The sequence below is a fragment of the Povalibacter sp. genome (genome assembly GCF_036520495.1).
Lineage (GTDB): Bacteria > Pseudomonadota > Gammaproteobacteria > Steroidobacterales > Steroidobacteraceae > Steroidobacter.
The window spans coordinates 186,159-204,922 of sequence record NZ_DATDJO010000004.1 but is presented as its reverse complement, the minus strand read 5'-3'; the positions used below and the strand labels follow the sequence as shown (position 1 = coordinate 204,922).

Below are 18,764 nucleotides of genomic sequence, written 5' to 3'. Positions count from 1 at the left end.
CCGAGGAGATCGGGATCAGTGGCAAGCCACCGTCAGCATCGACCCGGCGGAGATCGGGGTGCGAGCAATCATGGTTCTCTTGACTCCCGGAGTCGGGTTGCAGGGGCGCGAAGAGTAGCGCGGGGATATCAACAGTGACCAGTCACCCCTGTCTGGCGGTGATAAATCACCGATGCCAGGTGGTCCGGCAATGTCATCTGGCAACCAGTTGACGCCGCGCCTGCGCCCATTGCGACATGAAATGACCGTGCTCGAGCAGGTGCAAAGCGAGTGCGTCGTCCGACAGTTCGCGCTGCGTCGCGAGGGTACTGAGATAGCGCAACTCGTGTGCCTCGTTCGGCGTCGCCAGCATGCGAGGCAATCCTATGGTCGGCGGCACCTTGATGCTCCACAGGACGCGCGACAGATAGAGATTGATCTCCGCCACGAGCGAGACGATATCGAGCATCTCGTCATATCCTGCGACTCCACTGGCGCTCACCGGAGCAGGCTCATTGCCTCGCGTCTCGAGCGTTGACCAGTCGAAGTCTTCGAGGCTCGCAGCCATGAGCTGCGCGGCTGCATCCAGGCTCATCGTTCCCTGATACGTGACGACACTCCCGTCGCCGGCACCGAAGGTAATCACCGTGTAGGGCGAAGCGGGGAGATCGATATTGGAATGCATCCGGGCATGGTAACCCGTCTCGTCGACTGCCAGTGGTTACGCGGATCGAGCACCGCGCCGCAGACATGCTCTCGCAACTGATCGTCGACCTCCCGGCTGATCGAGGTCGGCTCCGTTCGCCGTGGCTTGACAGGGATGACTCCGGGCCTATCTTCTCTTCATGCACCGACACGACCTGCAAGCGATGAACAGAACACTCCGCACTGATCCCGTAGCCTGCAGCTACTCGAGAAGCCGATGAAGATCTGGGTCGACGCGGATGCCTGTCCGGGCGTCATCAAGGAGATTCTGTTTCGTGCAGCTGATCGCATGCGCGTGCAGACAATGCTGGTGGCGAATCAAAGCATGCGGATTCCGCCCTCCCCTTACATTCGTTTCACACAGGTGCCGTCCGGATTCGACGTCGCCGACAGGCACATCGCGGAACAGCTGGAAGCGCATGACCTCGTCGTCACCGCCGACATCCCGCTCGCGGCAGCCGCCATCGAAAAAGGCGCGCATGCGTTGAACCCGCGCGGCGAGCTGTACACCAGGGACAACATTCGCGAACGCCTCTCGATGCGCAACTTCATGGATGAATTGCGTGGCAGTGGCGTGGCCACCGGCGGTCCCGCGCCACTGGGGCCACGCGATCGCGAGGCCTTTGCAAACAGCCTGGATCGGCTGCTGCGCAAGCATGTACCACCGGCGGACCCCTGACCTGCATCGCTTGACGGCTTTCCGCTCACTCCCGCTCGGTCGCTGCGACCGCAACCGGCGCCAGCGGATCCGGCACATGATTACTGATTGGCGGGATGCTCTGCAGGTAAGTGAAGATCGCCGCCAGATCTGCGTCGGTGAAGTTCCTGTACATGGGATCGGCATGGGCGGAAGGATCTTGCGTCCACGGATGGCCCGACAGCATGCGGCTCATGTCCGGTTCTGCGCCCTCGGGACCTCGAAAGGACGCGACGACGATCCCGTTTCGTCTGCCTCGAAATGCGACAACCCGACATGCCTGAGCTTGCCGATGGGTATGACGGTACTGATGGCCTGTTTCACCAGCGAAAAGAGCTGTCGCTGTCCCGTATGGAACAGCAATGGTTCGTCATCGACGACCAGGTATTGATTGAAACTGAAGTCCTGACCGGGCCCGATCGAGACCGGCGTGTTGATCCGGCAGATACCCGGACCGACTTCCCGGATGTCCAGGGGAGTGTAACGACGGCACCGGTCGTTACACGTCCGACGGTGAAGGGAAGTTCTCATGCGCCGCGCGTTCGTCGCCGTCGGTGCGATGGGAAACGAACGCCCGGTGTTTACGTTCAATCAGCGGCGGCACGACGATCAGTAACCGCGCGATCGATCCACGACACCACTGACGGCAGCACCCTGCTCGAGGCTGCGGATCTTTGCGGCGACCTGATGCGCGGACGGTCCAATGACGGTAATCGCCGAGACGTGCGGCGTGATTCGAATCGCTGGATGCGTCCAGAAGCGATGATCCGGTGGCAGCGGCTCCTGGCGGAATACATCGAGCGCCGCGCCAGCGAGATGCCCGCTGTCCAACAGAGCGAGCAGCGCGTCATCCACCAGCAATTCACCGCGCGCCACATTGATGACATAGGAATTCGGTACGAGCTGCGCAAGCGCGCTGCGATCGAAACGATCGCGCGTCTGCGGCGTGAGGGGCGCGAGGATCACCAGAATCCGCGTGGCCGCGAGAAACGCGCTGAAGTCACCCGCGCCGCCCGACTCCGCGAAACAGCGCATTCCCGGAAATGAGTGGATCGAACGTGAGTACCCGTTCACGGAGAAGCCCAGCGCCGCAAATGCCTCGGCCACCTGGCGGCCCAGGACACCCAGACCGAAGATACCGACCGGCCAATCCGCCATGTCCTCGCCGGGCAATGGTTGCCATCGCTTCGCCTGCTGCTGCTTCGCATACTCATCCCGCTGGCGGATCCAGTTCAATGCCGTCCCGACGCAATACGTCGCCATCTGCGCACCCATGCCGGCGTCCTCCAGCCGGATCACAGGAAGCGCGACGGGCAGGTTGGAGCTGGCGAGCAATTTCTCGACACCGGCGCCGGTGGAGAAGAACGCCTTGAGGCGCGGCTGTCGTGCGAAGAATTCCTGGGATGGCGCAGCCCACGCAATGGCGTAGTCGGCCTTCCGGGTTTCTGCATCGTTCCAGATGAACACTTCGGCATCCGGCAGCTCGTGCGCCAGCGCATTGCGCCAGCGTTCGCATGATGCAGGATTGTGATGAGCGACGATGATCCGCATGTACTCATCGTACTGCGTCCGATCTCCTCACCCAAACCTGCTCGATCCGTCCGTTGCACGTTGTTACAGTGCAGGCCTCCGGAATCGAAGGCATCTCCATGACCTCAGCATCCTCCTCCTATCCCATCGGCACCCCTGGGACTCCCTGGGGCGAAGCCGAACGCGCACAGTGGTTGTCCCGGCAGACTCGGCACCGCAGCTATGCCAGCGAGGTAGTCAGCGCGATCGAACGACTGTCAGTGCGCTTCGACATCGCGGAATACGGCCAGCTCGACTATCCGCCCGACCATTACCGATTGTTCGCGATTCGCAGCCGCAACTGGCGGGATGAACGGCCTGTGATACTGGTCACCGGCGGCGTGCATGGCTACGAGACCAGTGGTGTGCATGGCGCGCTGCAGTTCCTCGATCAGCGCGCAGCAGACTATGCGGATCGAGTCAACTTGCTGGTCGTACCGTGCGTGAGCCCGTGGGCGTACGAACGCATTCATCGCTGGAATGCGCATGCCATCGACCCCAACCGCTCGTTCCGCGAGAACAGCCCCGCCGGCGAGTCGGCGGCGCTGCTGCGACTCATTGCTCCGCTGCACGGGAAATTCCTGGTGCATATCGACCTGCACGAGACGACGGACACCGACGAAAGCGAATTTCGCCCCGCGCTGGCAGCACGCGACGGTAAAGAGATCGAGCCGGGAGAAATTCCCGACGGCTTCTACCTCGTGGATGATTCCGAGAATCCGCAGCCGCAATTCCAGCAGGCGATCATCGATGCAGTCGCGAGGATCACGCACATCGCGCCCGCTGATGCGAACGGCCAGCTCATCGGATCGGACATGGTGGCGCCGGGCATCATCCGCTATCCCCTGACGCAACTCGGTCTGTGCGCCGGCATTACCGGCGCACGTTACACGACGACGACCGAGGTCTATCCGGACAGTCCGCGTGCAACTCCGCAACAATGCAATGCCGCACAGGTGGCGGCGGTCTGCGCAGCGATCGATTTCGCACTCATCCCGCACTGAAGCACAGTAGCAATGCAGAGCCGTAAAGGACCGCTCACAACGCGCTGCGGATTCCCGCGATGTCGCGTATCGGCGGCGCACCGAACATGCGTGCGTATTCGCGACTGAACTGCGACACGCTTTCATAGCCCACCCGGTACGCCGTGCTGGCTGCATCCACATCCTCCGACAACAGGATGTGCCGCGCCTCGGTCAGGCGCAGACGCTTGTGATACTGCAGCGGACTCATCGCGGTGACGGCTTTGAAATGCTGGTGGAAGGATGAGGGGCTCATGTTCGCCATGGCGGCCAGTTCCTCGACACGCATGGGCGCAGCGAGGTTGGTCCTGATCCTGCGGATGACCTGGCCGATCTTGTGCGTGGTGCTGCCTGCGATGGCCATCTGCGCTATCGCAGATCCGTAATCGCCCCTCAGCAGGCGATAGTGAATTTCACGCAGCATCATCGGCGCCAGCATCGGAATATCTTTCGGTGTTTCCAGCAGCCGCGCGAGCCTCAGCACCGCTTCCTGCGTCGCACCGTCCAGCGTGCCGACAAACAAACCTCGCGCAGTATCACCACGCGTCCAGGCGGCATCGCCCGAGTGCGCAATCAGTTCGCCGATCTGACGTGGATCGATATGGATCTGCAGGCACAGGTACGGCCGCTCCACGCTGGCTTCGACGACCTGCCCCAGCAAGGGCAGGTCCACCGACACGGCGAGGAACTGTGGTGGCGCATAGTGGTAGATCTCCTCGTCGAGCAGCACCTGCTTGCTTCCCTGCGCGATCACACAGATCGACGGCTGATAAACCGCGGGCAATCTCATGTTGGGCGCGGACAGCCGGATGCAGGACAGCCCGTCCACCTGGGTGGCATGGATACCGTCGGCGCTGGAGTATTTATCGATGAGTGCAGCGAGCTGCCGCCGCCGGTCATCCTCTATCGTGTTGATTTCATCGGTCATTTCGTAGCGAACATACACCCGACCCGGACCGGGACTCAACGCCCCGCCACGATCTTCTGGAGGAATAGGCAATCACTGCGTAGCTCTGCGTATCCAGGATCGAGGCCGCTGGCAACAGACTGCTCCCCCGACCCAACACCCCTTCGGATTCATGGGAGAAGCATCATGTCGAACACCAGCACCCCCTCCACCGCCGGCTCCGTCGCCGACCGCGTCGTTCTCATCACTGGCGCCAGTAGCGGCATCGGCGAAGCCACGGCGCGGTTGCTCGCCCAGAATGGCGCCAGGGTTATTCTCGGTGCACGCCGCACTGATCGTCTGCAGAAAATCGCCGCCGAGATCCGCGAGCGCGGCGGCATCGCCGAGTACCGAAGCCTCGATGTCGTCAACCGCGACGACGTGAAAGCATTCGTCGCATTCGCGCAGGAAAAATTCGGGCGCGTCGACGTCATTTTCAACAACGCAGGCGTCATGCCGGTGTCTCCCATGAACGCGCTGAAGACGCAGGAATGGGACAGGATCATCGACGTCAACATCAAGGGCGTGCTGAATGGCATCGCCGCCGTTCTGCCCGTCATGGAAGCGCAAGGCAGCGGTCACATCATCAACACTGCCTCGACCGCTGCTCATGCGGTGGGCGCGCAGTTCGGCGTGTATTGCGCCAGCAAGTATGCGGTGCGGGTGATTACGGAAGGACTGCGTCAGGAGATGGACACTCTCCGCGTGACGCTGATCTCTCCCGGAGTGACGGAGTCTGAGCTGGGATCGGACATCACGGTCGACAGCACCGCCAGCGCCGTGAAGCAGCTGCGCAGCATTGCCCTGACTCCGGACGCCATCGCACGCGCGGTGCTTTACGCCATTTCGCAGCCTGCCGATGTGGACGTCAGCGAGATGATCATCCGGCCGGTGCGCAGTGCGGGGCATGCGTTCTGAGACGAAATGCAGTAACGGTGACGGCCGCGAGCAGCAGTCGGCCGTCACCTCTGTTATCCAACCCGCGGGTTGACTAGCTCGAGCGTTGGGGAACGAGGTTCTCTACGACGCCGTCGACCGGGAGTGATTCGCTCGGCCTGCAACAGGCGATTGCGGCTTGATCCGCGGATAGAAGAAATACGCTGCGCCGATCGATCCATGCAGCCGGCCCGCGGTAAGTCCTGCGCACTCACACTTCGTACGCTGCCTCCCCCTCGCCTGCATGCGCGGTCAGGATCTCCTTCATGCGCCGCCGCGCACGAAAGATGATCTTGTCGAAGTGCGCGGCAGAGATGCCCAGATCGCGGCAGATCTCCTCCTTGGGTTCGTCTTCGATGTAGAAGCGTTGCAGGAGCTGGCGATCGCGGTCGGTCCGCAGTTCGGTCAGGGCGTCGCGCACCTGCCGGACGATCACGTCGCCATCGAGTTCAGCCAGGCCGTCCTGGCAGGACAGCGACTCGACTTCGCTTTCGCTCGCCCGGCACTCGGGGCGGTTGCGGATCGCACGGTTGTGATTGCGCAGCAGGTTGAGCGCGGTACGAAAGACATAACCGGGTAACCGGTATACATCGGCGATGCGCCCGTCCGCGTGATGCTCGATGGAGATCCGGATCGCGTCGTGCAACAGGTCGGCGGCATCCGCCCTGCTCCGGCAACGCCTGGCGACCAGCCCGATGAGGCCCGGATAGTGCTCGATCAGCACCTGTTCGATCACCACCGTGGAGGAAGCAACGCCCCTGGATACCCTGCCTGGATGCACGTCCGCCACTACTGTATCCATTCGCCCTCCCGCTCGCGTCCCGATTGACACGGAATTCATCGGGCGTACTTTGGGCGCAGGAAATACTCAGCGGCACTCCCGGAAAGTCCAAGCGTAAGTTCCGGGATTGCGTCCTCCGACTGGCTATCCGGCCAAACTTTCGTTTACAGGAAGACGGCGCACGACTGCCTATGATCGGCGTCCACAGGTAGCTTGCCGCGTATGCACATACTTATCGTCGACGACCATCCGCTGTTCATCAAGGGCGTGCAGGCGTTGCTCGGCGAACTCAACCCGGCCGTGGCAACGACGGGCGCGCGCAGCATCGAGGAAGCCATGGAACTCGGCGGCCGCCTGAACATCGATCTGGTGATGCTCGACCTGAAGCTGCCCGGCATGAAGGATCTCGATGCCCTGGTACGCATGCGCTCCTCCCTGCCTGCCGTGCCGATCGTCATCGTGTCCGGCAATGACGATTCCGACTATGTCTGGCGCGCCATCGATATGGGCGCCGCCGGATACATCCCCAAAGACACCGAACAGTCATTGATGATTCACGCGCTGCAGGTGGTGCTCGCCCGCGGCGTGTATCTGCCGCCCAGCGCACTGCGACCCGACGTACTACCCGGCAACGCGGCGATGACGACGACGAGCCTGCCGCGCAATGGCACGCCCAGTCTCAGCGGCCGCCAGATCGCAGTGCTGCAGGGACTGTTGCAGGGCAAGTCGAACAAGGTCATCGCGCGGGACCTCAGGATCGCGGAAGGCACGGTCAAGGCGCATCTGTGGTCGATCTACCAGGCGATGGGTGTGACGTCCCGCCTGCAGGCCATGGCCAAGGCGCACGAGTTGCGACTGGTCGACCAATTCGAACAACCCACCTGATCGCCCGCCATGCTGTTCTCGCAGCAGACGCCCGAGCGACCCCACTCCTTCGAGGAACAGCTCGTGCATCTGCTGGCGCGACAGCCGCGGCGCATGCTCGTACCGCTGTTGTTGTCGGTGCTGCTCATCGCGGGCATGGCCGCACGCACGACAGCACTGCCATGGGTGCTGACCTGGCTCGCCTTTGCCACCGTCGTGATGGTGGCGCGGCTGGTGCTGCAGGATCCCGGCATCCTCAGAGCGCTGGCGCCCTCATCGCGACTGCGCCTCGCCGTGGTGCTGGTGGCATTGAGCGGTACGACACATGGCCTGTCGCTGTTCTTCTTTCAGGGCATGTCGCCGTTCGAGCAGGCCGTGCTCTCGATGATGCTGGTGGGCATGAGCGCCGGAGCGGTGGCGACCGGCGCGGGCTATCCGCCGATATTCCTTGCCTACGTCATCCCGACATTGCTGCCGCTGTCGATCCTGTGGGCCGTGAATCCGACGCTCAGCGGTGTCAGTTGGGTGCGGGGACTCATGGCACTGCTGATCGCTTTGTTCGGCTTCGTGCTCCATGGGCTCGCGCGCGAGACATATCGGGTGCTGCGCGAGTCGTACGAGATACGTCTCGAACGCACGGCGCTCAACAAGGAGCTGCGCGCCGCACTCGACGTTGCGGAATCCGCAAATCGAGCCAAGACGCGCTTTCTCGCCTCCGCCAGTCATGATCTGCGACAACCGATGCAGACGCTGTCGCTGTTTGCCGCAGCGCTCGCATTGCGTCCGCTCGACGAGCGCAGTCGCGGCATCGCCAACGATCTCAACGCCGCGTTGCAGGACCTGACGGCTGAACTCGACGCACTGCTGGACGTGTCGAAGCTCGACGCCGGCGTCGTGCAGCCGGAGCCCGGCGTCTTTGCGCTGCGGCCGCTGCTGGAGCGCATCGAATCGACGTTCACAGTTGCCGCCAGGAACAAGGGGCTGCAACTGTTTTCGCGCTGCGAGAGCGATATTTTCGTGTTGACCGACAGAAAGCTGCTGGAGCGGCTGATACGCAACCTGGTCGAGAACGCGGTCAAGTACACCGACGCCGGCAGCATTGCCCTGATGGCGACCACCGACGCGGACGACGAACGCTGCGTCGTCACCATCGCGGATACGGGCTGCGGCATTGCGGCGGCGGAGCACGAGCGGGTCTTCGAGGAGTTCTACCAGCTCGACAACCCCGGCCGTGACCGCGCCCGCGGTCTGGGTCTCGGTCTGTCGATCGTGAGACGCCTGGCCGATCTGCTCGGACTGACCTTGTCGCTCGACTCCGAGCCGGGTCGCGGCACGACGTTCACCGTGTGGCTGCACACGGCGCAACCGACCTCGGAGGTGCATGTCGCGCAGCTCGGACGCCGGATGGACTACGCACACGAACTGCGCGTGCTGCTGCTCGACGATGAAGAAAGCGTACGGCGCGGCATGCGCGCACTGCTGGAAGAACATGGCTGCGACGTCGAACTCGCTTCCGGCACGACTGAGGCGCTGGCGGTGCTGCGGCGTGTCCGGATCGATGTGCTGATCGCCGACTTCCGCCTGCGCGGCGAGGACAACGGCATTCACGCGATTCGCACGCTGCGCGAGTTGCGCCCGGATCTTCCCGCCTTGCTGCTGACCGGCGAGACGGCGCCGCACCGGCTCAAGGAGGCTCTGGACACCGGCATCCCGGTTCTGCACAAGCCGGTGGCGCCGCAATTGTTGATGCGTGAAATCTCGAAGATCTCGGCAACCAGGGGCGGCACGCGCGATGGACAAAGAAACGCTCAGGAGGGATCAGGCATCGCGCACGGCTGAGCGCTCGGCCCGCTGGATTTCCCGTGGCCTGGAGACGCTGCTGCAGGAACTGGGATCGCGCAGCACCCCGAAGGACGATCCCGACTTCGACGTCGTCATCGTCGGCAGTGGTTATGGCGGCGCACTCGCCGCATTGAAGCTCGCCGGCGCCCGCCTGGGCGAACGCCCTCTCAGGGTCTGCGTCCTCGAGCGCGGCCGGGAGTATCTCGCCGGCATGTTCCCCACCAGCGAAGGCGAGCTGCCTGGCCACGTCCGTTTCAACACCCCGGAAAGCATCAAAGCGCGCGGGCGCATGGATGCGCTGCTCGATCTGCGCATCGGCAATGATGTGTCGGCGCTCATCGGCAACGGCCTCGGCGGCGGTTCGCTCATCAATGCGGGCGTGATGCTCCGACCGACCGACGACGTACTGCAATCATCCCGCTGGCCGCAGGAGCTGCGAGTCGCCGACGCCCTGCGGCCGTACTACGATGAAGCGGAAACCCTCCTCAGCGCCAATGGCGCGGCGTTCCGCTCTTACGACGATCGTGCCGCGCTTGCTCCGCAGAAACTTCATGCCCTGAAGCGACTGCACATGGCGGGCGCCAGTGCAGCGCCGCTCTCGATCGCCATCGACGGCAGCACCAACCACGCGGGCGTCGCGCTCGAGGAATGCAATCGCTGCGGCGATTGCGCCACGGGTTGCAATCACCGGGCCAAGAATTCTCTCGATCAGAACTGTCTGGCGCTGGCTGCGCAACGCGGTGCGCAGCTCTTCACCGGCGCCACAGTGTTGCGTATCGCGCGCCGCACGGATCGCGCGGGCTGGGTTCTCCACGTCGTGCCGACGGATCAGGATCTGCGCGAACAACAGGGCGAGCCATTCCCGCTCACGGCGAGACGCATAGTCCTCGCCGCCGGCACATACGGCTCGACCGAAATTCTGATGCGCTCGCGCAGCGAGCAGCTGCGCTTCTCACCGAGCCTGGGCACCCGCTTCTCCGGCAATGGCGATCTGCTGGCCGCCGTCTACGATCAGACCCAGCGTGTCAACGCCGTCGCGGTCGAGACGCAAGCGTTCGCGGAACGCAAGGTGGGCCCTTCGGTCACTGGCGTGATCGATCTGCGTCGGGAACGCGGTGTCGTCCTCCAGGAGTTCGCGATTCCTGGTGCGCTACGACGGCTGTTCGCCGAGTGCTTCACGTTCGCGCATACGTTTCATGCACTGGGCGAACCGGACCACACCTCCCACAATCCTCCGGCTGACAACGTCGATCCCTGCGCAGTGAATCCACACGCCATCGAACGTACGCAAATCATCGGCATGATTGCCGATGACGGCGCGGGCGGATCGATGGAGCTGGTTCCGGGCAGCACCGCAGGCGAAGGCGCCATCCGCGTCCGCTGGCCTGCCTTGCGCGAAGGTGCGGCGGGCCAGGTGTTCAACCGGCAAATGGCGACCCTGCAGCAACTCGTCAGCGATTCCGGCCAGGGCGGCGTGGTGTTACCGAATCCCATCTGGCGCCTGCTCCCGGACTCGCTGCGCCCCATCATCGATGTGCCGCTCGGTCCCGCACTGACAGTGCATCCGCTCGGCGGCTGTCCCATGGCCGATGAGTGGGCGCTCGGCGTCGTGGATGGCATCGGACGCGTGTTCGATCTCACCGCGGACAACGATCGGCACGATGATCTGGTCGTGCTCGACGGCTCGATCATTCCCTGCGCGCTGGGCATCAATCCTTCGCTGACCATCGCTGCAGTGACGCTGCGCGCGGTGAAGCACCTGTGCCGCATCTGGTCACTGACTGACGCGGAGGAAACCCGCGGCGTGCGCGGTGCCCTGCCCGTTTTTCGCCAACCCCCGCTTGCTGCGGACAAACCGGCCGAGATCGCGGTACTCGAACGCCTGGCAGAAAACATCGAGCTGAATCTCGATGGCGAGCCGCGTCACTTTCACGTTGAACTGACGCTTCACTTCGAACCGGCGCAGTTGCGCGCCCTCGCCACCGATGCCAAACGCAGCTTCGCCGTCGATCCGTCGAAGAGCCGCATCAGGCTCTTCGAGCCGCAACGCTGGCGGGAACTGAGTCGCGCCGGCGCGACCGAAGGCGTGTTCGACGAGGCCGCAGAGTTCATCGCACCAGTGTCGGGGCGGCTGGAATTCCTGCACCGTCGTTCTTCGCAGCCGCTCGCCCGCCGTCTGAGCGCGCTGTATGCATACCTCTGCAACCGTGGGTTGCGCGATGCATGGCAGCGCTACATTACGGAGCGTGCGGAACGCAAACGCCTGCGAACCGCCGATTTCGCCAGGGGCGTCGCACCACCCAGTAACCCATGGCGCGAGATGCGTACATTCTGGGACGCTGCAAGCCATGCGGGAACCGTCCGATTGTTCGACTACGACCTGCGCATCGGACAACCGCTCGGTGGGCAATTGCCGCTCGCCGAAGCGAGGAGCCGCTGCGCCTACGCCGACAGGCTCGTTGGTGAGCGCATCGTCGGCCAGAAAGTCCTCGCCTACCAGCGTGAAGCGAATCTGTGGCAACAGCTCTCGCAGGTTCGCCTGAGCGCTTTCCCCGGCAGCGCGCGGTCGACACAACCGGTCCTGATACTCGATACCAGTTTCTATGCCCGGCAGGGCCTGCACCTGATGCAACTGGTATCGCAGCGCGACCACGCCACGGCGCTGTTCGAAACCGCTTCCTTCGTCCTGACCATCACCCGCGCGTTGATCCTCACGCACTTCTGGAGCTTTCGTAAACCGGATCGCCCGCCTACGCGAGTTCCGCAGCGCCTGCCCGGCAGGATTCCGGGACTGCCTGAACCGTCGATCGTGGAACTGCCCGTCGGCTTCGCCGACGATCATTGCGCCGTGCACATCCGGCTGACCCGCTACGGCCATCGCACTGGCACGCACAAGCCGGTCGTAATGATCCACGGCTTCAGCGCCAACGGCACGTCGTTCACGCATCCCACACTCAAGCCCGGTCTCGCGAAGTACCTGTGGGAATCGGGTCGCGATGTGTGGGTGCTGGATCTGCGCACGAGCAGCGGCATGCCGGGCCGCCGCTACGCGTGGAAGTTCGAGGACGTCGCGCGGGCCGACATTCCCATCGCCCTCGACTACATCGCACGCACGACTGGACAGAGGACCGACGTAGTCACTCAGTGCATGGGCGCCGCCATGTTCAGCATGGCCCTGCTGGATCGTCATGTGGGCAAACTGGTGCGCGACTGTGTCGACAGTGTCGTGCTGTCGCAGATCGGTCCGACGATGACCTTCTCGCCCGAGAATATCTTCCGCGCCTATGTCGTGAGCTTCGTCGAGCAGGCCATCGGCAACATCAATTTCGCAATGCGACCGGGCGAGGGACTCGCAGCCAGCTGCTGGATCGTGTGCTGTCGACGGTGCAGTACCCGCCGGACGAATTCCGTATCGAGAATCCGCTCACTCCCTGCAAGCGCACGCCGTATGTCGGTACGCGGCATCGCCTGGATGCGTGGTTCGGCCAGGTGTTCAAACTGAAAAACGTCGCTGCCGACGTGCTCGAACACATCGACGACATGTTCGGCGACATCAATCTGCAGACGACGTTTCAGACCATTCATTTCGCGCGCACCGGCATGATCACGACGCGCGGCGGACGCAACGAATTCATCCGTCGCGAACAGCTCGACCGCTGGCGCGGCCTGCCGACCCTGAGCATTCACGGCGATCACAATCGCCTCGCGGACATTGCGACGCTGACGCGCATGCATGTGCTGATGCGCTCGGTGAATCCCGCCTATCAGTCGTTCACGGCGGAAGGCTTCGGCCATCAGGATTGCATCATTGGCCAGGACGCGCCGGGCAAAGTATTCCCGCAGATCCGTCGCTTTCTGGATGCACCCAAGGCCTACCAATCACCGACGGCGCCACCGGCCGTCAGCGAACTTCTGTTCCCTCCCGGGGAGCCTGATCGGGTCACCGTGCAGGCGCCGTGGACAGGACCCGTGCTCGGTCTGCACACCGCAGCGACGTCGTGCGTGGTCGCTGCCGATCAGAAACTGGGTCGTCCCTATGGCATCGGCGTCGTCGCGGTCGAACTGAGTGACGATCGCACGCGCTATCAGATCCCGAGTCACACCAGCATCGACTGGCAGACGCCAGTGCTCAATGCCATCCACGACCGGCGAGCGGGCATGCAGGCCGCCATGGTCGATGGCACGGCGATGTACACGGTGACTATCCCGCAAACGCTGCGCGATTTCGACGAGCCGCTATTGCTCGTCCTGGCTTACGACGAACCGCCGGCACTCGGCATGCCGGCGCCGCTGAGTACCGATCCGCAGATCCAGCAATGGCTGTACGACGCGACGGCACACTATCTGCGCTTCACTCCCGCCGTGGACGTGGCGTCCGTCCTGCTGATCCGACAGCAGCCGAACGTCGCGGATGAGCACGTAAAGTTCATTCTCGCCAGTTGCCAGTATCCCGCCGGCCCACTGGATCCATCGCTCGCCTCGCGCTCCTATCGCAGGATCGAGTCGCTGCTCAATGAACCGGCGCCGCCGCAGTTCATGGTGCTGACGGGTGATCAGGTCTACACGGATGCCACCGCGGGCCTGATGGATGCGACCAGGGGCGATGATCGTTACCAGCGTCCCTACGAGGAATTCCTGCGTACGCGCGCGGTCCGTTCGGTGTGGCGACGCATACCGGTGCTGACGATGTTCGACGACCACGAGATCCGCGACAACTGGCATCGCGGCCTGCGCCAGGACGACATCGAGAACGCCAAGATCGCCTATCTGAAGTTCCAGCGCACCGCCGGACCCCCATGGCAGCCGTCACCGCAGTCCGACCCCATGTGGTATGAACTCTGCGTGCGGAAGTTCCCGTTCTTCTTCGTCGACACGCGCACGGAGCGCTTGCCGCGGACCGCGACCTCTGTGGATCGCGACGCACTCATTGATGAGCGGCAGCTGGCCGCGGTCACACGCTGGCTGGATAAAAACCAGAAGGAGCGAGGCTGCACACCCAAGTTCATCGTCTCGCCGTCCATCCTGATTCCCCGTCGACTCACCACGCTGTGCGACGACCCTCACGCAGGTCCGCACCACGGCGCATCGGCATTGCTGTCGGATGCCTGGGACGGATTTCCTGCATCGATGCATGCGCTGCTGCAACACATCGTCGACGGGCCAATTCAGAACGTGATCTTCCTGTCCGGCGACGAACATCATTCCTGCCATGCCAGCGCCACGCTCAGTAAGATCGACGCGACCGGTGCAGCAATCCCCGGCAGCGAAGTGGTCGTTCACTCGATTCACAGCTCGGGCCTCTACTCGCCGTATGTCTTTGCCAACGGCTTTCGCGAAGAACTGATCGAACACGATACGTTTCTCTTTCCGGCGAGTGACCCGACACACCAGTGCACGGCCTCACTGAGCATCGATGCGCCGGGCGACGGCTTTGCCGTCATCGAATGCTCGCGGCAATCCGGGCGATGGCTGCTGACCTACGCCTTCCATAAATCGGCCGACGATGCGGCCCCTGCAGAGCGTCATACGCTGATCCTGAATTGCGATCCGCAGCGGCACGTCGGCTCCGAATCCGAGGTGACCGCCGCCGGCTGAGGCGCATCACCGCATCACAATTGAGCGCGTAAATCGCGCATTGACGTAGGCGAGGAAGCTGACACCCTCGTACTCAATGCATTCCAACAGAGCATTCCAGGTACGGAATGACGCAATGCAGAACGCGAGATGGAACGCAGTGAGGTGTGGCGTTGCATCCCTATCGCATCCGTCCCAGCGCACAGCGAGGTGACATCATGAACCTGCGCATTGTCGTGTCAGATGAACGTGAAGCAAATTTCTTCGATACCTCCACACTCACGGGCCCTCTGACCGGGCGCGGTTCAATCCAGAATGGGGCAGCAGGCCTCAAAGACAGCGACCTCGAAACCGATCGGCCCGGCCGCCGTCACAATGGGGTGACCGGCGTGATGCACGGCCATTCGCATGGCGTCACGGGCGAGAAAAGCACGGAACGCCATGACGTCGAGTTGTTCGCAAAAGCGGTGGCCCAGCGCATCGATGCGGACCGCAACAAGAATGACTTCGACAAATTGCTGCTGATCGCACCGCCGAGAATGCTCGGGTTGCTGCGGCAATCCTTATCGACGCACGCGCGCGCCCTTCTCGCCGGTGAAGTCTCGAAGGACCTGATCCGTCAGGAGGACGAGGCTATCCTGAAGTTCATTCCCGACGGTGCATTCTTCCAGCCTCGCTCCCCGTGACGGACAAAAGCTGACGGATCGGCATCGGTAGCGGCGTCGTGCTCTGCCTCGCGTTCATGGGATGAGTCGGCGCGACGAGTCGGGCCTTGAGGCGCCGTCACCGGACTACTTGTTCGCATCCTTCAGTGCCCGGAGGACATCCGGCACGGGACTCGCCTGTGGCAGCTTGCCGGCATTGCGCACCGGATCAGTATCGGGATCGCGCTGCACGGTCGTGCTCTTCGTCCCTGTTCCCGGCGCCGAGGGTGACGCATCCGATTTGCCGTCGGAAGGATCGTCTCTGTCGGTTTCTGTTCGCGTCATGGAAGCTCACCTCGCAGGATCGGGACCACGGTGGCCATGGATTCAGGGTCGCATCGACTCAATGTCGCATCCGGCGATTGGTTCCTCCGATCCATTGTGCGAACTCCTGTCCATCGGCGCCTGGATCAGCATCCTTCCGGCGTTCGAGTGTGCACTACGGTGATTTCCATCGAGCCGTCTTGCGATTCGCCAGCAAGAAATGAGAAGCCGCGAACGTTACGGAGCGGCATTCTGTGTCCGCAATGCAGGAGGCCTCATGCGCAGATTTCGCCTACGCGGATTGCCAGCAGCGCAGTTCAATCATTTATTCTCGATGAGCGACGACGAACTCGAACGCCACGGCGCGCGTCGCATGGTCGCAACGGATGGCGGCTATCCCTGCCGTATCAGCCTGACGGATGCCCGACCGGGCGACGCAGTGATCCTCGTGAACCATCAGCATCACCGCACCGATTCGCCGTTCCGGTCCAACTTCGCGCTCTATGTGCGCGAAGGAGAAACGCAGTTCGATGCGATCGATGAGGTGCCGGAGCAACTGCGCAAGCGCCTGCTTTCGCTGCGCGGCTACGACGAGCACGGAATGTTGCGTGCAGCAGAGATCGTGGACGGCCGGGAACTCGAAGCCGGCCTGGATGCCATGCTCGTCAGCGATGCGGTGGCGTACGTCCATCTGCATTTCGCCAAGCCAGGCTGCTATGCGGCGCTCGTAGAACGCGTCTGACTGGTGTACCCGACGGCGTGGCGGCGCCTTGATTCGCATTGAAAGAATGCGCCGGCACATCGACAATCAGGTCCCCTGCCGTTCGCGGAGACTGCCATGACTGCGCCTCGGGTAAGCCGCCGACGATTCATGACAGCAGCAGCCTCTGCAGTGCTGCTGGCCAGCAACCTTTCCCTTGTGGCTCACGCGGCTGACCCCGGCAAGGAGCCGATCAGGATCGGCATCATCGGTTCCGGCAACGTGGGTAGCGCACTGGGGAGCGTATGGGCGAAAGCGGGTCATCCGGTGATGTTCTCGTCGCGACATCTCGACGAGGACAAGGCGCTCGCCGCGCGAATCGGAGCCAACGCCAGCGCCGGCACGCCACAGCAGGCTGCGATGTTCGCGGACGTGATCGTCATGTCGGTTCCCTATCGAGCGCTGCCCGAACTGGGCAAGAGCCTGGCCGCGGCGATGCAGGGCAAGGTAGTCATCGATGCCTGCAATCCCTATCCGGGTCGCGACGGCGAGATCGCAACCTGGGCGCGTGAGAAAGGCGCGGGACTCGCCTCCGCCGAATTGCTCCCCGGCACGCGCATCGTGCGTGCCTTCAATGCGGTGGGGGCCGCGCGCATGGGCGCCGCACACGAGGCGCCAGGACGCATAGGCATGCCCATCGCCGGCGATGATGCACAAGCGATCGACATTGCCTCGCAACTCATACGCGAGATCGGCTACGAGCCCGTCCTGATCGGCGGGCTCGCCATGGGCAAGCACCTGATTCCGGGAAGCGCCCTGTCGGGCGAACGGTCGCCGGAGGAAGTCAGGAAGGTTGCTGCCGGACTGGAAAAGGGAGGGACTAGGGACTAGGGGCCAGGCGCTAGACGGAGAGGGACGAAGAGTCACTTCTCTCAGCTGTTTCCAACTAGAGCCTAGCACCTAGCGCCTGGCACCTGTCTGGCACCGGAACCCGTCGCGCCGCCGGGATGTTGGGCATGCATGATGCACTGGACTCAAGAACGTGACCCTCAGTCACCGGAATCTCCCCCCGATCCCGACGACGGCGTCCCCATGCCACCCGACGATCCGGGGCGCAAGGCACCGGTGGAAGAACCGACCCGCAAGCAGCCGCCGAAACGGACCTGAAGAAGCCTGGCGCGGCGAAAACCACGCTGTAATGAACCCTGCGATGGCGCACATTCAGCAGAATCCATACGGCGAATCCGACGGAGAATTCCCACGAAAAATCCATGAGGCCGGCGGGAACCACGGCGGTCTGCGCTGCGTCGTACTGACGGAAGCAGCGAAATTACGGCTCGATGACGAAGTCAGACCTGTATCACGGGTCTGCAGAAGTCAGGCTGTACTACGGGCCTGCATTAGCGACTGTAATGGAATGCTTCCGGCGCAGATCACTCTCGAGCTGAATCCGTTCAGACGAGAACCTGATCTGGCACGAAGCCCCGCCTTCGCGACGGGGCTTCACTTTATCGCGCTCCTCACCACGCGATTCTCACAACTTGCGGCGGGCGTCCTGCCCTCGGCATAAAATACCGTCGTATCCATCGCATGTCGGATTGGCCGTTGCTGCGCCGTCCTTGGCCCGTGACTTCAACGTTGGGAGATGACAGTAATGACAACAAGTACCGTCCGGCTTCATCGCGTGCTGCGTGCTACGCCCGAGCGTGTGTACCGCGCCTTCCTCGATGCCGACGCCATGGTGAAGTGGCTGCCGCCGCACGGCTTCACCGGCAAGGTGCATGAGTTGGACGCAAAGGTCGGCGGCGTCTACAAGATGTCGTTCACCAACTTCTCTACCGGCAGCTCGCACTCCTTCGGCGGCAAATACCTGGAGCTCGTACCCAATCAGCGGATTCGTCACACGGATCGCTTCGACGACCAGAACCTGCCGGGCGAAATGATCACGACCGTAGTGATCACACCTGTGTCTGTCGGTGTCGAGTTGAATGTGACGCAGGAAGGAATTCCCGCCGTAATCCCGGTGGAGGCCTGCTACCTCGGCTGGCAGGAGTCGCTGACCCTGCTGGCACAGCTGGTCGAAGCGGAGATTCCGGACGGCGCCTGATCGGCAAGCAAGATGGACTCCCGCCTTCGCGGGAGCGACGGATCCATCAAAGGTTCGCATCGACGCAAGGCCCC

General features: G+C 63.1%; 18 protein-coding genes. 11 read left to right on the top strand and 7 right to left on the bottom strand.

Features of this window, described 5'->3' with window-relative positions:
* Window positions 1-193 precede the first annotated feature (193 nt).
* Window positions 194-664 carry a hypothetical protein gene (locus tag VIZ63_RS01735; RefSeq protein ID WP_331607753.1) on the bottom strand — a complete coding sequence of 157 codons (471 nt, stop codon included), beginning with the start codon at window positions 662-664 and terminating at the stop codon, window positions 194-196.
* A gap of 237 nt (window positions 665-901) precedes the next feature.
* Between VIZ63_RS01735 and VIZ63_RS01730 the strand changes: the two genes are divergently transcribed.
* Window positions 902-1,363 carry a YaiI/YqxD family protein gene (locus tag VIZ63_RS01730; RefSeq protein WP_331607752.1) on the top strand — a complete coding sequence of 154 codons (462 nt, stop codon included), beginning with the start codon at window positions 902-904 and terminating at the stop codon, window positions 1,361-1,363.
* 25 nt (window positions 1,364-1,388) lie between these two features.
* Here the strand turns inward: VIZ63_RS01730 and VIZ63_RS01725 are convergent, their stop codons facing one another.
* From VIZ63_RS01725 to VIZ63_RS01715, 3 genes are all read right to left on the bottom strand, one after another.
* Window positions 1,389-1,577, bottom strand: coding sequence for a hypothetical protein (locus VIZ63_RS01725; RefSeq protein ID WP_331607751.1), 189 nt, complete (start codon window positions 1,575-1,577; stop codon window positions 1,389-1,391).
* Window positions 1,574-1,912, bottom strand: coding sequence for a hypothetical protein (locus VIZ63_RS01720; protein WP_331607750.1), 339 nt, complete (start codon window positions 1,910-1,912; stop codon window positions 1,574-1,576). The genes VIZ63_RS01725 and VIZ63_RS01720 overlap by 4 nt, the downstream gene beginning before the upstream one ends.
* 78 nt (window positions 1,913-1,990) lie before the next feature.
* The gene (locus VIZ63_RS01715) at window positions 1,991-2,932 is read right to left on the bottom strand and encodes a glyoxylate/hydroxypyruvate reductase A (protein ID WP_331607749.1); all 942 of its coding nucleotides are present in this window, start codon (window positions 2,930-2,932) and stop codon (window positions 1,991-1,993) included.
* A gap of 98 nt (window positions 2,933-3,030) precedes the next feature.
* On the opposite strand from VIZ63_RS01715, the gene VIZ63_RS01710 reads away from it, so the two are divergent.
* Entirely contained in the window at window positions 3,031-3,954 is a 924-nt protein-coding gene (locus VIZ63_RS01710) for a M14 family metallocarboxypeptidase (protein WP_331607748.1), read from the top strand.
* 34 nt (window positions 3,955-3,988) lie between these two features.
* On the opposite strand, the gene VIZ63_RS01705 is transcribed toward VIZ63_RS01710, so the two are convergent.
* The gene (locus VIZ63_RS01705) at window positions 3,989-4,972 is read right to left on the bottom strand and encodes an AraC family transcriptional regulator (RefSeq protein ID WP_331607747.1); all 984 of its coding nucleotides are present in this window, start codon (window positions 4,970-4,972) and stop codon (window positions 3,989-3,991) included.
* A 93-nt stretch (window positions 4,973-5,065) separates the two neighbouring features.
* On the opposite strand from VIZ63_RS01705, the gene VIZ63_RS01700 reads away from it, so the two are divergent.
* Window positions 5,066-5,836, top strand: a complete 771-nt coding sequence (locus VIZ63_RS01700) for an SDR family oxidoreductase (protein ID WP_331607746.1) — start codon at window positions 5,066-5,068, stop codon at window positions 5,834-5,836.
* A gap of 229 nt (window positions 5,837-6,065) precedes the next feature.
* Here the strand turns inward: VIZ63_RS01700 and VIZ63_RS01695 are convergent, their stop codons facing one another.
* Window positions 6,066-6,578: a sigma-70 family RNA polymerase sigma factor gene (locus VIZ63_RS01695; RefSeq protein WP_331607745.1), complete on the bottom strand. Its 513-nt coding sequence runs from the start codon at window positions 6,576-6,578 to the stop codon at window positions 6,066-6,068.
* Window positions 6,579-6,857: 279 nt separating this feature from the next.
* Between VIZ63_RS01695 and VIZ63_RS01690 the strand changes: the two genes are divergently transcribed.
* The 5 genes from VIZ63_RS01690 to VIZ63_RS01670 all read left to right on the top strand — a co-directional run bounded on the left by VIZ63_RS01690 (window position 6,858) and on the right by VIZ63_RS01670 (window position 15,601).
* On the top strand, window positions 6,858-7,520 hold the full coding sequence (locus VIZ63_RS01690; RefSeq protein ID WP_331607744.1) for a response regulator transcription factor: 663 nt from the start codon (window positions 6,858-6,860) through the stop codon (window positions 7,518-7,520).
* A 9-nt stretch (window positions 7,521-7,529) separates the two neighbouring features.
* A complete protein-coding gene (locus VIZ63_RS01685) occupies window positions 7,530-9,338 on the top strand; it encodes a hybrid sensor histidine kinase/response regulator (RefSeq protein ID WP_331607743.1) in 1,809 nt (602 codons plus the stop codon).
* A complete protein-coding gene (locus VIZ63_RS01680; RefSeq protein WP_331607742.1) occupies window positions 9,292-12,843 on the top strand; it encodes a GMC family oxidoreductase N-terminal domain-containing protein in 3,552 nt (1,183 codons plus the stop codon). Before VIZ63_RS01685 ends, VIZ63_RS01680 begins: the two co-directional genes overlap by 47 nt.
* Window positions 12,844-12,881: 38 nt before the next feature.
* Window positions 12,882-14,936, top strand: a complete 2,055-nt coding sequence (locus VIZ63_RS01675) for an alkaline phosphatase D family protein (protein WP_331607786.1) — start codon at window positions 12,882-12,884, stop codon at window positions 14,934-14,936.
* Between the two features lie 197 nt (window positions 14,937-15,133).
* Complete coding sequence (locus tag VIZ63_RS01670; RefSeq protein ID WP_331607741.1) at window positions 15,134-15,601, top strand: host attachment protein; 468 nt, start codon at window positions 15,134-15,136, stop codon at window positions 15,599-15,601.
* A gap of 105 nt (window positions 15,602-15,706) precedes the next feature.
* Here VIZ63_RS01670 and VIZ63_RS01665 read toward each other — a convergent pair whose 3' ends face one another.
* Window positions 15,707-15,904, bottom strand: coding sequence for a hypothetical protein (locus VIZ63_RS01665; RefSeq protein ID WP_331607740.1), 198 nt, complete (start codon window positions 15,902-15,904; stop codon window positions 15,707-15,709).
* A 256-nt stretch (window positions 15,905-16,160) separates the two neighbouring features.
* Here VIZ63_RS01665 and VIZ63_RS01660 point away from each other — a divergent pair, with 256 nt between their 5' ends.
* The 3 genes from VIZ63_RS01660 to VIZ63_RS01650 all read left to right on the top strand — a co-directional run bounded on the left by VIZ63_RS01660 (window position 16,161) and on the right by VIZ63_RS01650 (window position 18,690).
* The gene (locus tag VIZ63_RS01660; protein WP_331607739.1) at window positions 16,161-16,625 is read left to right on the top strand and encodes a DUF1203 domain-containing protein; all 465 of its coding nucleotides are present in this window, start codon (window positions 16,161-16,163) and stop codon (window positions 16,623-16,625) included.
* A 129-nt stretch (window positions 16,626-16,754) separates the two neighbouring features.
* The gene (locus tag VIZ63_RS01655; RefSeq protein WP_331607738.1) at window positions 16,755-17,474 is read left to right on the top strand and encodes an NADPH-dependent F420 reductase; all 720 of its coding nucleotides are present in this window, start codon (window positions 16,755-16,757) and stop codon (window positions 17,472-17,474) included.
* Between the two features lie 763 nt (window positions 17,475-18,237).
* A complete protein-coding gene (locus VIZ63_RS01650; RefSeq protein WP_331607737.1) occupies window positions 18,238-18,690 on the top strand; it encodes an SRPBCC family protein in 453 nt (150 codons plus the stop codon).
* Window positions 18,691-18,764: the final 74 nt, after the last annotated feature.

What these genes read in the sequence shown, in the direction of transcription:
- VIZ63_RS01675 (WP_331607786.1), top strand. Translation starts at nt 12,882, where the DNA reads ATGTTCGGCGACATCAATCTGCAGACGACGTTTCAGACCATTCATTTC.
- VIZ63_RS01650 (WP_331607737.1), top strand. Translation starts at nt 18,238, where the DNA reads ATGACAACAAGTACCGTCCGGCTTCATCGCGTGCTGCGTGCTACGCCC.
- VIZ63_RS01730 (WP_331607752.1), top strand. Translation starts at nt 902, where the DNA reads ATGAAGATCTGGGTCGACGCGGATGCCTGTCCGGGCGTCATCAAGGAG.
- VIZ63_RS01735 (WP_331607753.1), bottom strand. Translation starts at nt 664, where the DNA reads ATGCATTCCAATATCGATCTCCCCGCTTCGCCCTACACGGTGATTACC.
- VIZ63_RS01715 (WP_331607749.1), bottom strand. Translation starts at nt 2,932, where the DNA reads ATGCGGATCATCGTCGCTCATCACAATCCTGCATCATGCGAACGCTGG.
- VIZ63_RS01655 (WP_331607738.1), top strand. Translation starts at nt 16,755, where the DNA reads ATGACAGCAGCAGCCTCTGCAGTGCTGCTGGCCAGCAACCTTTCCCTT.
- VIZ63_RS01710 (WP_331607748.1), top strand. Translation starts at nt 3,031, where the DNA reads ATGACCTCAGCATCCTCCTCCTATCCCATCGGCACCCCTGGGACTCCC.
- VIZ63_RS01690 (WP_331607744.1), top strand. Translation starts at nt 6,858, where the DNA reads ATGCACATACTTATCGTCGACGACCATCCGCTGTTCATCAAGGGCGTG.
- VIZ63_RS01700 (WP_331607746.1), top strand. Translation starts at nt 5,066, where the DNA reads ATGTCGAACACCAGCACCCCCTCCACCGCCGGCTCCGTCGCCGACCGC.
- VIZ63_RS01660 (WP_331607739.1), top strand. Translation starts at nt 16,161, where the DNA reads ATGCGCAGATTTCGCCTACGCGGATTGCCAGCAGCGCAGTTCAATCAT.
- VIZ63_RS01680 (WP_331607742.1), top strand. Translation starts at nt 9,292, where the DNA reads ATGGACAAAGAAACGCTCAGGAGGGATCAGGCATCGCGCACGGCTGAG.
- VIZ63_RS01665 (WP_331607740.1), bottom strand. Translation starts at nt 15,904, where the DNA reads ATGACGCGAACAGAAACCGACAGAGACGATCCTTCCGACGGCAAATCG.
- VIZ63_RS01720 (WP_331607750.1), bottom strand. Translation starts at nt 1,912, where the DNA reads ATGAGAACTTCCCTTCACCGTCGGACGTGTAACGACCGGTGCCGTCGT.
- VIZ63_RS01685 (WP_331607743.1), top strand. Translation starts at nt 7,530, where the DNA reads ATGCTGTTCTCGCAGCAGACGCCCGAGCGACCCCACTCCTTCGAGGAA.
- VIZ63_RS01725 (WP_331607751.1), bottom strand. Translation starts at nt 1,577, where the DNA reads ATGAGCCGCATGCTGTCGGGCCATCCGTGGACGCAAGATCCTTCCGCC.
- VIZ63_RS01670 (WP_331607741.1), top strand. Translation starts at nt 15,134, where the DNA reads ATGAACCTGCGCATTGTCGTGTCAGATGAACGTGAAGCAAATTTCTTC.